Genomic DNA, 271 nt, shown 5'->3' with positions numbered 1-271 from the left:
AAAAGTTTGCGACAGAACCCGATTTTGTTTGAGCCGTATCTTTTTCTATCTGCTCTAACGTCAGTGTTACGGCTTTATTGTGGGCTTCGATTAGGCGAGCATCTCCTCCCACTAAGGCCAGTATACTGACCGATTTTGGGGCGGAAAAAGTTAAGTCCATTCCTGGTTTGTGCTCTGACTGTTTACGGTGAACGACTTCGCCATTCAGGTTGCCCTCAAGCACGCGTGTTAACTCTGTGTGCGTGACGGGCTGCCTGTAGTGGTCAAGTAA

At 48.3% G+C, this 271-nt stretch carries 1 protein-coding gene; it reads right to left on the bottom strand.

Translation table 11 applies throughout. From position 1 onward, the window contains the following. The coding region (locus BCT34_RS04110) for a relaxase domain-containing protein (RefSeq protein WP_133148374.1) at positions 1 to 271 on the bottom strand (271 nt) is incomplete at both ends.

It is taken from the genome of Vibrio sp. 10N.261.45.E2 (assembly GCF_002875705.1).
Classification (GTDB): Bacteria; Pseudomonadota; Gammaproteobacteria; order Enterobacterales; family Vibrionaceae; genus Vibrio.
Note: the sequence above shows the minus strand (reverse complement) of the source record. Positions and strands in the feature narration are given on the sequence as shown.